We start from the raw sequence: 12,944 nt of genomic DNA on the forward strand, positions 1-12,944 counted from the left end.
ATTGGTCGCCGTAGTTGGTCATATTGCCACCAACCCATTAGACCGTAGCCATGACAGCACTCGCGATGCAGGAAAATGTGATACACGGGCACCGTCAGACTTGATCTGCAAAAGATGGCCACGCGGGAATTTTGGCGGCGGTTTGAACCCCTGCGGAGTTACAAGCGTGACTTTAGCGTTGGTCTCTGGAATACCAAACTCGTGACAAGCCTCCATCGTATCAAGGCAAGAACGCGCCATTTCGGCGGGACTCACCTAGCCACCCTTTCCTCACGCACATTGAAGCCCGGCACCTGACGCATACCGGCGCGTACGGTTTCCTCGGCCATTGCCTGCACAACAGCTTTGAAACGCTCTGGCGCACGGCCATATGCCCAATCAAGCGCGACGCCTTCGTCAACCAGATCACAATGCCAGACCGAGCGAAGGCCAGTGCCAGTCGTTGCTGCCTTGTCTTCGCGCTTCGCCCAACGGTCAGCCTGTTTGGCTTCCTTGACCAGTTCCTCGGCCTGTTCGCGTGCCTCCAGATTGCCAGCACTCGCCTGCATGGCTTTCTGCGCCTCGCGGATTACGCGATCTGCTTCCTCACGAGCGGCTTTTGCTGCAGCTTCCTTTTCGGCGGCAACCTTATTGCGCCATGGTGTCAGAAGCCCCTGCAGCACTTCCTTGCCAAGCACAACCTTACCCTTGCCTGACGTCTTGGTGTTGCCGATCAGCTTGTTGTAGCGCGTCTGGATTTCAGCTTTGGCGTCGTCATGCGGCTTGGCTTCAGTCTTGCGAGCGGTATCGGCACGGTTGCCAGCCTCATGCAACTTATCGTGCAGCTCAGTCACAGCATCGGCGAGAGACTGACTGTCAATGGCTTCGCCGTCCGCAAAATTTTTCGCCTCTCCAAACAGGTCTTCGATTTCCTGCTTAATCGTCTCGTATGCAGAGGTCGGCGGGTTGTTGTCGCCTATGCCTCTGGCGTTGTACGGATCGTATGTGTCGTCGGTCATCAAATTCTCCTCGTGTGGTTGGCTGGTAAGGCCGGATATTCCTCATTGTGGTCGGGTCGTCAGTCGGTGCAAGGCTAGAACGGAATAATATCGTCTATTTCTGCCATCCAGTCTGGAACATTGTCGTTCGCAGGCTCCGGCACGTTGTCGTTGTCGGCCTCAAGACTGAGACCAGCCCGCACGTCTTTCACGTTCCAGTATTTGCCATTCGGAACGACGCTGATTTCGTCGGTGGTGAGCAACTCTCGCTGGCGCTCGAGCCACTCCATGACCGTCTTTGGAAACGGTCGCTGGCCTCCATGCTGCGTCCACCATCGATGCGCCTTGGTTTGTGCAAAACCTGTATGTTGCGGGCAAAGCCATTCATTGATCTGGGTATAGCCAGCGATGTAGCTGCACTTAACCGACGGCGGTTTGTCGCCCTTACCTTCGTGAAAAAGAAACGTCCGGCCTGTCACCTTGCGCCATTCAGCTTCGGCGGTGCTGACAATCGGGACGTCGGCGGCCTGCCTCGTTAGCTTCTCATCCTCATTCGGCGGGAAGTCATATCCGCAGCATGGGCACTTCATCAGTGAAATATGCACCTTCTCACCGCAACCGACCGCTCCATTGTCGTCTGGCACTGTCGGGCAGATCTTGATTGGCGGCTCACCGTTACCAGCGCTTGGAGCTTTCGGCTCAACCATGTCGACAGGGCCGTGCCGATCGACGAGTTTCGCAAAGTCCAGAACGAGGCAATTACGTTTAGGTCCCGCCGCGATAGCGGCAAGCCTATCCTCAACGGTATCCAGCGGCGCACCTGCCCTGTAGAGTGGACGAGTGCCACGCCCCGCCATTTGGATATACAAACTCAAGGACAAAGTTGGGCGCATAAAGGCAATTAAATCAACGCCCTTATGATTGAATCCTGTTGTAAGAACTGAATTGTTTGTAACGCACTGAATGCGGTATGCTTTGAAGTCCTCAAGGATACGTCGGCGCTCTTCTTTCGGCGTATCGCCCGTTACGGCTTCACACGTAATGCCTCGCGATCTGAACACGTCGCGCACGTCCAGCGCAGCCTTTACGCCGGCACAAAAACACAGCCATGAACGACGGTCTGCTCCCTTTGCGATGATCTCAGAAACCACTGCATCATTCAGATCAGTCCGATTGATTGCTTCTTCCAGCGCGCGCTGCTTGTAATCGCCGCCTAGCCGCCCGACGCCTTTGACGTCGTATTCCGTTGCCGTCGGCTTGCTTGTCAGCGGAGCAAGGAATCCGTCTCGGATGCCGTCCGCAACGCCGTAGGTGTAGACAATCTGATCAAACAGACGATCTGCGCCCTCATCCAAGCGACCGCTATCCAGCCGATAAGGCGTGGCAGTCAGTCCGAGGATCTTCATGTCCGGATTGATCTCGAGCAACGCGTCAATGAACTTGCGATACATCGTGTTGCTGTTGATCGGAATCAGGTGGCACTCGTCGACCATCAGGACGTCGACGTGGCCAATTTGGTGAGTCTTGTTGTGAACCGTCTGAATACCTGCGAACACAATCTGACTGCGTGCATCACGACGGCCCAGACCGGCCGAATAGATGCCAGCAGGTGCGAATGGCCAAACGCCAAGCAATTCCAGATAATTCTGCTCGATCAGCTCCGCGACGTGCGTAACGACCATCACGCGCATGTCTGGCCAGCCTTCAACGAGGCGCTGGATCAAAGATGCCATAACCAACGACTTGCCGCAGCCGGTCGCAAGATCAACAAGCGGATTGCCTGCCTCCTCTTGCCAATAGTCGAAAACGGCGTCTATTGCTTCTGACTGGTATGCGCGTAGCTGGAGCATTATGCTGCCTTTTCAATGCTTTCGGTGGGATTGTTATCGTTCGCAGCTGTAAAACGGGCGTCATATTGTTGAATTGCCCATTGAATGGCGTAGCAGCACCAAGTGAAATGATAGCTGTAGTCTTCGACCCTGTGCTCCCAGAAATCTTGAAACGAATTCCCTGATACTGGGCAGGTCCAGTCCATGGCAGACTGGATGGCATCGTGGGCGTCACTGCTACGGTCAGTTAGGCCGTCCCACTCATCGGTGATCGCATCCCACGCCTTTGCCCGGTCGTCTTCGCTTTCAAAATACCAACCTGCAAAATCGCTCTTCAGAGCTTCGGCGAACAGCTCTTCAGTGTATGACGTGTGACCGCCGTGTTTCTCATGAGCTGTAAGCTTTTCAGACCAGTACCCAAGGTTGATATGTTCACCGCGAAAAAACTCAAACATATCTGGAAGTCGCGAGAACATGAACGAACCCATATCGCCAGATATCGCCAAGTAGCCGGGCCATGTTGTGATGTGAAACTTATATACTGACGAACCATCGTTGGAGAATGTCAGATGTCTATGCGTGCCGCTGTTACAGCGAACCTCCATTGTGTGGCTGGCGATATTCTCTAGAAAGCGTTCCTTAGTTGGTTTTTGCATCAAGCTGCCTCCTCGATATTCTCAATTGCTCTGATATCGTCCGCGTCGCGATTCCACATGGTCCCATCAGTTGGATCGATGACATTGAAATAGGTGACGCTCGGTTCATCTTTCACTTTCCAGAACCAAGCTTCTGCAACAATGCCGACGAATGCTTGCTTGTCGCCAACCTTACGGACATTGACGGTCTGGCCGACAAGCTCATGATTGATTTTTACACTCACGCTGCCTTCCTTCCCTCTCCATCCACCCAAACCTCACCGCTCTTCATCTTGTAAGTGATCGTCTCCGCATCCTCGTCGACGTCGATCTGCTCGCCATTCACCATGCCCGGCAGATACAAATGCGCCGGGCATCCGTCGCGCTGTTCGTCTATCGACAGAGGCTTGGCCCATCGCGCGCATGAGATATGGCAATCACCGCCGCTTTCAGGCTGGGCATGAAGACAGGTTCGGCAGTTCACACGCGGCTGTGCATCGTGATGACAGACCGCTTTGTGTTTGCAGAACATGCATCCAAAGAACTCCGGATTTTCGCTAATTCTGCTGGGCGGCATGTCCGAAAACACGATGCGTTCGCAGCGCGCAACGAGCCGTAAGCAGAATTCCAGATCGTATTCGATACGCTCAGAATAAAGACTGTCACTGTCCTTACACGACACTAGATAAAGGCATCGGCTCAGACCGAAGGCATGCATTCCCAGCTGACACTGTGCATAATGCAGCGGTTTTGCTTTCTGACATCCATCCTTAACAATCAACGCGAAGCCTTTGGCATTGCTAGATTTAAACTCTAACAGGTGTTCAGTCTTGGACGCTTCAGGAACATTCATTGCCTTGCCGTCGCACTTCCCGCGCACGAACCCCGACACCAGCCGGATCTTGTCTTGCTGCCCGTACACGTCGACGCCGATGCGCTCGAGGTCAGCAACAAGCCTGTCTTCTTCAATGTTGCCCGTTTCAAACAAGCGCAGCTGCCGGCCGCTATGCTCCTCGTGGGCCGATGCCCACCTGAAGCCATACCAAAGCGCCCTGTCGCATTCGGTGCCCGCCTCGCCCACGCTGATGCCCCATGAGTCCCAGGATTTTGCCTGGGCCTCGTAAGCAGCGTAGATCGCGCCGACGGTTGTCGATTGAGGTTTGGGGAGTGGCGCCATTATGCCGAACCGGTTTCTAACTGAGCAAGCCAACTTTGAGCGGCATCGATCGTTGAGAAAGCACCAGAGCAGATGCGCGAACGCATCCCCTCCGAGGTCACGTATGTTTCAATGACGCGAAACGGTCGGTCAGTTTCGGGTGAGACCTGCTTGAATATCGCGAAGATGCTCTTCATCACCACACCTACACGCGCATGGGCATAATGACTGTGCGGAATCCCGGCCTACTCGCCGACGTGATCAGCGCAGGTGAACCAGAATCTGCCATCGACATTGTGATTTCATCCGCACCAAACGCCGACAAAAGGTCGGTGACATACTGACCGTTGAAACCGATCGTCAGCGGCTCGCTGCTGAAATTGACTTCCATTTCTTCCATCGCGTCGCCGCGATCCGGATTAGCGACGTTCAGCGTGAGAGCATCCGAAGCAAATGAGAAGCGCACAGCGCGCCCACGCTCGCTGGCGATAACTGATGTGCGGCCGACAGCTTCGCGCAGTGCTTTCGCTGACAGCGTAGCGACACGCTCTGATGGCTTTGGAATGACGCGCTCGTAATCTGGGTATGTGCCATCGACGAGCTTCGACACGATTACGGTCGAACCGCTTTCGACCATCACCTTATTTGACGAAAGCGAGACTGACACAACGCCTGTCGGTAGCAATGACAGCAGCTTGTTGGGCAGAATAACCGACGCAAACGTGGCTTCCTGCTCAATACGTGTCGACGCTAGGCGATGACCATCTGTCGCCGTGGCAACGATATGGCCGTCTTTTGCTTCCAAAAATACGCCATTCAGGTAATAGCGGGTTTCTTCGGTGCTGACAGCAAACTGCACTTCCTGCACGAGTGATGCCAGATCGAACTCGATCGTAGTGTCGAAGCTTCCGTGATTGAAGGACGGGAAGTCAGCGGCTGGCAGCGTGTCCAGTTTGAAACGGCTCTTGCCAGATTTAACGATCAGATGATTGCCGTCGGATTCCAAGCTAATGTCACTTGTGGCTCGCTTGGCAATATCCAGAAGTAGCTTGCCTGCAACTGTGACAGCGCCGTCCTTGCTATCCAGAACCGGCAAGCTGGTGCTGATTTCCAGATCAAGATTCGTGCCAGTGATGCTTAACTGCCCTTTGTCCGCGGACAAAAGCACGTTGCCAAGAATAGGAATTGTCGTTCTGGCCTCAACAGCCTTCGTCACGGTAGACAAGGCGTGCGCAAGCTGCGCTCGGTCAAGCGTTACCCGCATGGGTTTCTCCTTGTGTTGGTGGTGGGCGCGGATGGTGACCGCGCCTTTGTTGGTTTTAGGCGGCTAAAGGCCAGCCGTCTTCATCAAGCTCAGGCGGAACAAATTCGATGCCGTTGAGGTCGGAGAGATGTTTCAGCAAAGCTTCTGCGTTGCCAGGCATGTCATCGTTGGCCGGTTGCACCCATGGTTCATTCTCTGCATCATCCACAGTTAGCGCCTCAATAGCCGCCTCAATGGTGAAAGGCTTGTCCTCGTTACCAAGCACAACCTTGTCGCCATAGGCTCCGCCAATCTGGTCTTTTAGGTCGTCCCAAGTTTCGATTTTCACGCCGCGAACGGCCAAGGCAACTTTCATAATGTCGCCTTTCCCGATGGTGTAGCCGCGCTGTTGGTATTTCAGAACGCGGGTAGCTGATGCCAGTGGATAGCGTGTGCCAGCATTGAATTTCAGAAAACGCTGACTGTTATGCTTCAGAAAGTCAGGATGAAAGGCAAAGCCGGAGTCGAGGTGCTTTTCACCTAATGTGACGCGTGATCCGCCTATCCATTCTGTTTTCTCGCCCGCGTCCAGATCAACAGCACCCATGCAGACGGTGAAGTCAAAAGCGTCAAAAATAGACTGGGCAGTCGGAAAGAAGTCAAAGTGCATCAACTGGGCAATATTTTTGCTGTGGTCAGAAAAGGTCACGGCGCGCTTGCTGGCGGCAACGCACCACAAGCCCTCTTCATATGCATCAAAGACAGCTCGCTCGAATGCGCGGCGAGATTTGAAATACAAATCAACGTCATTGATGTCAGTCCCAGTGAACACGCTCGTTACTGCACCGCCAGCAACGAACGCACCGTCGAAGCGTATTGGAAGCGCACCATCGATCTGTCTGCGCTCTGATTCATAAGCCATACAAAACTCCTCGTGTTGGTTCGGTGGGCCACCGGCGCGCTAGCACCGGCAGCTGCTTCAATCCCGGCCTTTACTTAGACCAAGGACGGCTTCCCGCAGCTTTTGCAGGCTGCGCAGGCTTGTTGGTGTTGGCCGCTGCAGGACGGTTGTCGTTAGCCGGGCGCTGCGCCGCTGCCGCAGGCTGCTGAGCGTCAATGCTCGGCTCAGGCACGTTGTTTTCGTCGGGATAATAGAATCTGACGATTTTATTACGTTGCGCATACCCTTCTTGTGGTTTTTCAAGACCAACTTTCGCTGTAAAAGCGACGAAGTGAAGTTCCTCGCTGTCTTCCAGTTCAGAAATACCGATAGCCCGGCAAAGGCTCCCAAGTTCCCTTTGGCCAATCTCTTGAGCGGTAGGATTGGCGTTCTGAATATTGATGTTCGCAAAAATCTTGCGTCCAACATAGGGTTCAGGCTCAACGACATCATACGTTAGCTTGAGGATTGTCCCCGTCCCCGCCTTAGTTGCCGCAACTTCCGACGCCGTGACCTCAAGGCGATAAGTCCCTAACGGTAGAGTTGAAAAATCTTGAGGTGCGGTATCTACAGACGTCGCGTCGAATTTAGTTCCTAATTGTGCCATATCAGGCTCCTCGTGTTGTGAGTGGTAGATGGTTGTCGTTAACGGCCAGCGCTAACGATGGCTGGAAAGGCTTGGTGAGTTTTGCGCCTTTCGATAGGTTATCTCGCCACCATAAAGGTTGCAGATTGTCTAGCGCCCAACAGCGCTGGAAATCTATGTCTTCTGGCGTTTCATAGTTAAACGCCGTACGCGGAACGATGTGGTCTAAATGCCACCCATATTGCCCGTGGTTATCCCACGACATACCCGGCTGGAATTGGCGCTCTATATGACGCATCAAATCATTGATATCGTACCCAACAAGAGACTCCCATGCTCTGCCGTTTTTCTTGCCTTTTAGGGCGCCATGAATTCCCCTTGAAATAACGCCGTCTAGTTTTCCTTGTGGGGTTGATCTTTTTTCTGCATCCCTGCGTTTGCCGTTTTGGGCATACCAGTTCCCCCACCCCTCTTTTATTTTTTCAGGGTTGCTCACTCGCCACTTCTTAGTGGATGCCTTTACTTTGTCTGTATTTTCGGCCCGATACTCACGCGCGTATTTTAAATTCTCTTCGCGGTTTTCCTCGTATCTGGATTTCTTTTTTTCTAACTCCCGAGCGTGGTTTTCAGCATACCACTGAGACCAGTTGGATAGAATTTCATCCTTATTTTCGGCATACACTTTCTTGCGATATGCCTTAACGTGGTCTTGATTGTTTAGAATCCATTCCTGATTCCGCTCAACTGTGCACGTTACGCAGCACCGGCTACTAGTGAACCGAGGTGCAACATGCCCATGCCTGCAAGGAAATCCAGTGAAGTATCGTTTTGCTCCGATCTGCTTGGCCTCAGCACGTGTGCGCGGAAGCCCGTCTCCAGAAGACAACAATTAAGACTTTGCCCGAAACACGGTAGGTCGAAGGAACCCACCGATGAAGCCAAGCGCAGCGCCGATCTGCCAAAGTGACATGTGGCCAGCATTGATGCCTAAAGCGGTGAGGAATGCCTGCACTGTTTCAGTGAAGAAGAAACCCACAACCCATCCCGAAAACGCGCCAAAGAGAACGCCGATCAGCGGTGCAAAGAAAAGGATGCCGGCAACCGTAACCAGTCCTGCTAGTGCTTTTTCCATTATGCTGGCTCCTTCTGTTTAGTGACTGATGCAAAAAGGCTGGGAACCGAAAGTTTTTCGCGAGCATACTCACGCGCTTTTTCTTGTGCCGCTATGCGCTCATTAAAATCTTGTTGGATTTCTTCGCAGAGTTCGGCAACTCCTTCTGCAAATACACCCCCCGCCCGGCGCCATGTTCTATCTTTACTTTTATAAACAATCCCATGTGGACCGACGAAATGGTAAGATGTGCAGGTGAGAATGCTCTCAGAGTCAAACTTGAGGGCTCCTTGCATCATCGCCCTAATCGCCATTTGGTGGACAGGCTCTCCAAACTTTAGCTGCATAGGATTTGGACTGAACCACCCCATCAAGCAGCCTCCTGCACTGTGACTGGCCAATACTTCGCTAACTCAGCGTAGCCCTGGCCTTTTCGGTAAACGATCGAGTCCGGCATGGAGAAGCGATTTTTCGCCACATAGCCCGCACCTTCGTTCAGATGAATATTACGCTCCTTGCCACCTTCCGCGTGCGCCACCTTCGTTTGGCGAGCGACCTCTTTCTCCTTGATGGATACGCGATAATTCATGAAGGCGACGATATCGACTTTTTCCCGGACGAGAGAATTAGCTCGCTTATGCAACTTGATCGTGTAGCGTGAGTATGGATCGGTGACTGGACTGTCGAACCGAATAATCTCAGGGTGGGCCAGCATCACGACATGGGTTCCGGTACGTGAGAGCGCTGAGACTGCAGACATCAGCTCATGCCACTCGCTATCAGCCTCCACATAACCGCGTCCGAATCCAGGCTCCTCAATACTGCTAACTCCTAAGCGGGCACATGTAGCTGCCCAGACAAGCGGCTCGAGGCCGTCGACACTGTCGATAATCACGGTGCGCCGATCGTGCTCTACGGTCAGCAGCTCGCCGATAATGTTGAGTAAGTCGTCGAAGCTTTCAATCGTGCCTGGCGTTGCCATTTCAACATCAGACGGGGGTCGCTCGCCTTCTGTGGCCAGATAGATGGGATCTGGAAACTCAGCGGCAAGGCTGGTCTTGCCGATGCCGTCGACGCCATACAGAAGCATGACTGGCGGATCGTTTCTCTTCGTCGATTTGAGGCTTGATAGGCTGATAGCCATAAGTAACTCCTCGTGTGGTTTTGGTCAGTGGGTAAGTAGGATGACTGTCATCATGGCAAGTAAAACAAGCGAGCCGACCAGCCAGACTGGCGCAGAAGTTGCCAGCGTGGGGAACCGTGGGTAGGTCATTGGCCAGAGACCTGACGAACCATAAGAGGCTCTTGATTGAGAGCTAAAGGCTGGTCCGAAAAGAGGTAGTCGCCAACCCATTCAACGTACGCGTTGCTATCGGCAGTGAAGAAGAAAACCCCGTCGGCGTTTTTTCCATATGCACCGTCGAAGTCCGGCTGCTCCATCAACAATGATTGCCTGCCGTCATGAGAACCAACCGGATCACGAACGGCCTGTTCGCTGCCCATCAGGTACGCGTTGAGCGAAGTCACCTTTCCTCGAATTGGATAAGAAGCGACTACCCGACCATAAGACAGCAGATAGACAAAGCCGCTCATGTTCTGCTGGTTTATGCGCTCAAGCCGCTCGGCGAGGTTTTTTCGCTCCAACGATGTTTGAAGAGTGGGCGCCGGAATATCCTTGATCAGCCGAGCCTGATTAGCTTCGACGGCCAGATTTTCGATCTGCTTACTTGTTGGGGCGGCAGGTTCGCAACCTGCCAACATCACAGCAGCCACTAGGGCCAGAATCAGTTTCAATCTCATTGTGATCTCCTCACTCTATTAAGGCAGGAAGGTCAGATGTTCGGAAAAGGTCGCGGTTCGCCATTTGTGTGCGAGCGTTGTATTCGGCGACCATGCTAGCGCGCTGATTGCGTAGCCCGAGAAGAATGGCATTAAGCCGGTTCCATTCTTGCCGATCTTCAAATCTCCAGGAGGCGCGATCGCCTGCCGATTGCTCGAATGCACTTTTGGTTGAATCAGCCGCAGCGACCTTTTGGTCGATAGCAATCACGTCTTGATATTGGCGTTTAAACCACTCGTAATTGCCGATCACGTTATCAGCGTCGATTGTCTTTTGAACGACGCGCCCAGCCTGAATCAAAGGGTTAACGGCAAAGCCGACTCCCCACATGACCAAGCCAAGCACAGACAAGATTGCGATGGCTGACACGCCAACCCCGAGAATTGTTCGACGTGGATTGCTCTCTAAACGCTGCTCGAAATTCACGATGCACCCCACAAATAAAGCAAACCGTAGAAAGGCAGCACTGCGTTCCAGAAAATGAAGCCTGCTACGATCAGCAAAAACCCAAGGGTAAATCCCGTCAAAGCCAGCGAGCGCGCAATTTTCCCAGTGCCATTCCCGGCAGGCGTGACGACGTTCACAACAGCACCCATGAATAAAAGCCGATGGCCAGTGCTAATGCTGCGACAACTGCCAACCCCATGACGAAGCGGTCGCCAAGGCCCAGCGTAGTTTCGCTGGACAAGATGCGGTCGTCTTCGACGACGTAGTCTTTGAAGGGCTGTATGCTCCCCGGCGAAGTCATAGGCTGACCTCATAAGCAGTGCGAGCCCACGCTGCTTCGTGCGCTGCACGAATAACCGCATTGGCTGTTTCGCGGCGCCGGCGCTTTCGCTCGCCACGGGTGGCGCCGTCAGCGAAGCGTCGAACTGCCTTCGAAGGTGTGCGAAACCCACGGCCTCCAGTCATCTGCGCCATCTCATTCATTCGGCGATCATGGTGCATCTGATCACGTGCTGGCATTCCTAGAAGTCGGTCTTCACCATATTCACGGCTCAGGACCCGCTGGAATGCATTCGGTCTATTTTGCATAATACCTCCTCATTCCCCGCCGCGATTGCAGCGGGGCTGGTTGGTTTATCGGTGGGATTTACTGGTTAGGCGGCGATGCGCGAGTACGGCTCGTCGTGAGCGATCCAGTGTTCTATGGCGTCCTTTGCCGTCCTGAGCCCGAGGCCAGTTAAAGATCGCAGTTCCTTGATCGCTGAAATCTTCTCACCCTTCGCAGCGAAGCGTTGCCAGACGTGCTTGTAGGATGGTTCCGGTTCACTCACCGTCTGCGTCAGCACATACACGCCGAATTCCTGGCCCTTGTGGACACCTGCTAGGCGCGCGGCTTCCTTTGCGGCCAACGTTTCATTGGCGTGAACGAACGGCAGCGTGGACGGCTTTGGCTGGCCGTTTTCAATCAGCGCAACGATGGCGGGTTTTGCAACGGGCTCGACCGTGAGCTTAAAGTTCCGCATCGTAAACTGGACCGGTGCAGCTGCTTTGACAGGCTCGTCGAGCCATTCGGCGATGAGGTCGAGATTTGGCTCATTGCCTATCCAGCGTGATCCGTGAACACCGTCTTTCTGGAAGATGCGGATCCCGATATCACCGGCTATATCAGCAGCAAATGCATATGAATCATTATTTCGTGCCATCATAGGCCCAACCTTACGGCCGTCACGCGTACGGTAGTATTTGCCTGCTTCGATTTTGAGGGGAGCGGCTACAAGGTCGGATAATTGTGCGTGCCAATTGCGCCCTGTTGTTCCCCATCCACCAAAAGGCGCGTCGAACAATACGCGCGCATAATTATTCTTGATTTCCTCGATGACACCGATGGAACCGCTATTACGGCCCTCGCCTTCATCAATAGTCAAACGCACCCGATCGCCAGCCTTGAAGGCTAGATTGTCTTCCGTCGCTTCCACAGCAAAAGGCAGAATTTCAAACTCATCTGACGTCAAATAGAACTCGTCGCCAACACCGTCGATAACCCAAACACCGCCATTCTCGACGGTTTTTACCTCGTACAGTTCGCCTGCGCGAACGTCGATCTGCGTCACCAGGCTTCTAACCTTAAATCCAGCTTTTAATTTACCCATCAAGCTACTCCTCGTGTTTTGGTTTTTTTGGTCAGTTTCACACCCTTGGTGAAATCCACCGGAATGACATTGTCTTCTTCTGTTCCGACCTCAGAGCCGCCACCGCCGTCCCCATCATTAGCCGGTGGTTCGACTTCGAAGCGCGAAACCTCGATCGTCCCAAGGCCAGTACCTGGTATCCAGAACCGCACTGTGAGGAACATGCAGCCGTCCCGATCGCCGATGATGATGCCCTTCCAGCCTGTCAGTTTGTGGGTCACAATTGAGCCGGGCAGATCCCAGCAGTCGCCGCATTCGCAAGTCACGCGGCACCCCGCTTCGTTCTGCTGAACGACACAGGTGCGTTAGAAACATACCGACCGTCTTTGAGGACGGCAGTGTCGCGGGCATGCAGCTTCTGCGCAGCTGTTCGATAAGGCTTGCGGTTCGTCGTTTCCCGCTCACCAGTCCGCGTGAATTTGGTTTGGTAAGCCTTGTGTGGCTCACGCAAGTTATGGGATTTCATTGATATTCCTCCTGTCAGGAGGTTGA

At 53.6% G+C, this 12,944-nt stretch carries 21 protein-coding genes; all 21 read right to left on the reverse strand.

Annotation, left to right across the window (positions count from 1 at the left end):
* Window positions 1-251: 251 nt before the first annotated feature.
* Entirely contained in the window at window positions 252-998 is a 747-nt protein-coding gene (locus KMS41_16560) for a hypothetical protein (protein ID QWK79113.1), read from the reverse strand.
* A gap of 74 nt (window positions 999-1,072) precedes the next feature.
* Window positions 1,073-2,827 carry a DEAD/DEAH box helicase gene (locus tag KMS41_16565; GenBank protein QWK79114.1) on the reverse strand — a complete coding sequence of 585 codons (1,755 nt, stop codon included), beginning with the start codon at window positions 2,825-2,827 and terminating at the stop codon, window positions 1,073-1,075.
* Window positions 2,827-3,465: a hypothetical protein gene (locus tag KMS41_16570; GenBank protein ID QWK79115.1), complete on the reverse strand. Its 639-nt coding sequence runs from the start codon at window positions 3,463-3,465 to the stop codon at window positions 2,827-2,829. The genes KMS41_16565 and KMS41_16570 overlap by 1 nt, the downstream gene beginning before the upstream one ends.
* On the reverse strand, window positions 3,462-3,686 hold the full coding sequence (locus KMS41_16575; protein ID QWK79116.1) for a hypothetical protein: 225 nt from the start codon (window positions 3,684-3,686) through the stop codon (window positions 3,462-3,464). Before KMS41_16575 ends, KMS41_16570 begins: the two co-directional genes overlap by 4 nt.
* Window positions 3,683-4,618: an oxidoreductase gene (locus KMS41_16580; GenBank protein ID QWK79117.1), complete on the reverse strand. Its 936-nt coding sequence runs from the start codon at window positions 4,616-4,618 to the stop codon at window positions 3,683-3,685. The genes KMS41_16575 and KMS41_16580 overlap by 4 nt, the downstream gene beginning before the upstream one ends.
* Window positions 4,618-4,794 (reverse strand): hypothetical protein, encoded by a 177-nt coding sequence (locus KMS41_16585; GenBank protein QWK79118.1) that lies wholly within the window; start codon window positions 4,792-4,794, stop codon window positions 4,618-4,620. The genes KMS41_16580 and KMS41_16585 overlap by 1 nt, the downstream gene beginning before the upstream one ends.
* 8 nt (window positions 4,795-4,802) lie before the next feature.
* Window positions 4,803-5,861 (reverse strand): DNA polymerase III subunit beta, encoded by a 1,059-nt coding sequence (dnaN, locus tag KMS41_16590; protein ID QWK79119.1) that lies wholly within the window; start codon window positions 5,859-5,861, stop codon window positions 4,803-4,805.
* Between the two features lie 55 nt (window positions 5,862-5,916).
* Window positions 5,917-6,762 carry a hypothetical protein gene (locus tag KMS41_16595; GenBank protein QWK79120.1) on the reverse strand — a complete coding sequence of 282 codons (846 nt, stop codon included), beginning with the start codon at window positions 6,760-6,762 and terminating at the stop codon, window positions 5,917-5,919.
* A gap of 70 nt (window positions 6,763-6,832) precedes the next feature.
* Window positions 6,833-7,387: a DUF669 domain-containing protein gene (locus KMS41_16600; protein QWK79121.1), complete on the reverse strand. Its 555-nt coding sequence runs from the start codon at window positions 7,385-7,387 to the stop codon at window positions 6,833-6,835.
* Window position 7,388: 1 nt separating this feature from the next.
* Window positions 7,389-8,048, reverse strand: a complete 660-nt coding sequence (locus KMS41_16605) for a hypothetical protein (GenBank protein ID QWK79122.1) — start codon at window positions 8,046-8,048, stop codon at window positions 7,389-7,391.
* Between the two features lie 207 nt (window positions 8,049-8,255).
* Window positions 8,256-8,498, reverse strand: coding sequence for a hypothetical protein (locus KMS41_16610; GenBank protein QWK79123.1), 243 nt, complete (start codon window positions 8,496-8,498; stop codon window positions 8,256-8,258).
* A complete protein-coding gene (locus tag KMS41_16615) occupies window positions 8,498-8,848 on the reverse strand; it encodes a hypothetical protein (GenBank protein ID QWK79124.1) in 351 nt (116 codons plus the stop codon). Before KMS41_16615 ends, KMS41_16610 begins: the two co-directional genes overlap by 1 nt.
* A complete protein-coding gene (locus KMS41_16620) occupies window positions 8,848-9,621 on the reverse strand; it encodes an ATP-binding protein (GenBank protein QWK79125.1) in 774 nt (257 codons plus the stop codon). The genes KMS41_16615 and KMS41_16620 overlap by 1 nt, the downstream gene beginning before the upstream one ends.
* Before the next feature lie 125 nt (window positions 9,622-9,746).
* Window positions 9,747-10,277 carry a hypothetical protein gene (locus tag KMS41_16625; GenBank protein ID QWK79126.1) on the reverse strand — a complete coding sequence of 177 codons (531 nt, stop codon included), beginning with the start codon at window positions 10,275-10,277 and terminating at the stop codon, window positions 9,747-9,749.
* Between the two features lie 10 nt (window positions 10,278-10,287).
* On the reverse strand, window positions 10,288-10,743 hold the full coding sequence (locus KMS41_16630; protein ID QWK79127.1) for a hypothetical protein: 456 nt from the start codon (window positions 10,741-10,743) through the stop codon (window positions 10,288-10,290).
* Complete coding sequence (locus tag KMS41_16635) at window positions 10,740-10,913, reverse strand: hypothetical protein (protein QWK79128.1); 174 nt, start codon at window positions 10,911-10,913, stop codon at window positions 10,740-10,742. The genes KMS41_16630 and KMS41_16635 overlap by 4 nt, the downstream gene beginning before the upstream one ends.
* Entirely contained in the window at window positions 10,898-11,065 is a 168-nt protein-coding gene (locus KMS41_16640; protein QWK79129.1) for a hypothetical protein, read from the reverse strand. The genes KMS41_16635 and KMS41_16640 overlap by 16 nt, the downstream gene beginning before the upstream one ends.
* On the reverse strand, window positions 11,062-11,352 hold the full coding sequence (locus KMS41_16645) for a hypothetical protein (protein QWK79130.1): 291 nt from the start codon (window positions 11,350-11,352) through the stop codon (window positions 11,062-11,064). Before KMS41_16645 ends, KMS41_16640 begins: the two co-directional genes overlap by 4 nt.
* A 65-nt stretch (window positions 11,353-11,417) precedes the next feature.
* Window positions 11,418-12,413, reverse strand: a complete 996-nt coding sequence (locus KMS41_16650) for a hypothetical protein (GenBank protein QWK79131.1) — start codon at window positions 12,411-12,413, stop codon at window positions 11,418-11,420.
* Window positions 12,413-12,718 carry a hypothetical protein gene (locus KMS41_16655; protein ID QWK79132.1) on the reverse strand — a complete coding sequence of 102 codons (306 nt, stop codon included), beginning with the start codon at window positions 12,716-12,718 and terminating at the stop codon, window positions 12,413-12,415. Before KMS41_16655 ends, KMS41_16650 begins: the two co-directional genes overlap by 1 nt.
* Entirely contained in the window at window positions 12,715-12,918 is a 204-nt protein-coding gene (locus KMS41_16660) for a hypothetical protein (protein ID QWK79133.1), read from the reverse strand. Before KMS41_16660 ends, KMS41_16655 begins: the two co-directional genes overlap by 4 nt.
* Window positions 12,919-12,944: the final 26 nt, after the last annotated feature.

The sequence above is a fragment of the Ochrobactrum sp. BTU1 genome (genome assembly GCA_018798825.1).
Classification (GTDB): domain Bacteria; phylum Pseudomonadota; class Alphaproteobacteria; order Rhizobiales; family Rhizobiaceae; genus Brucella.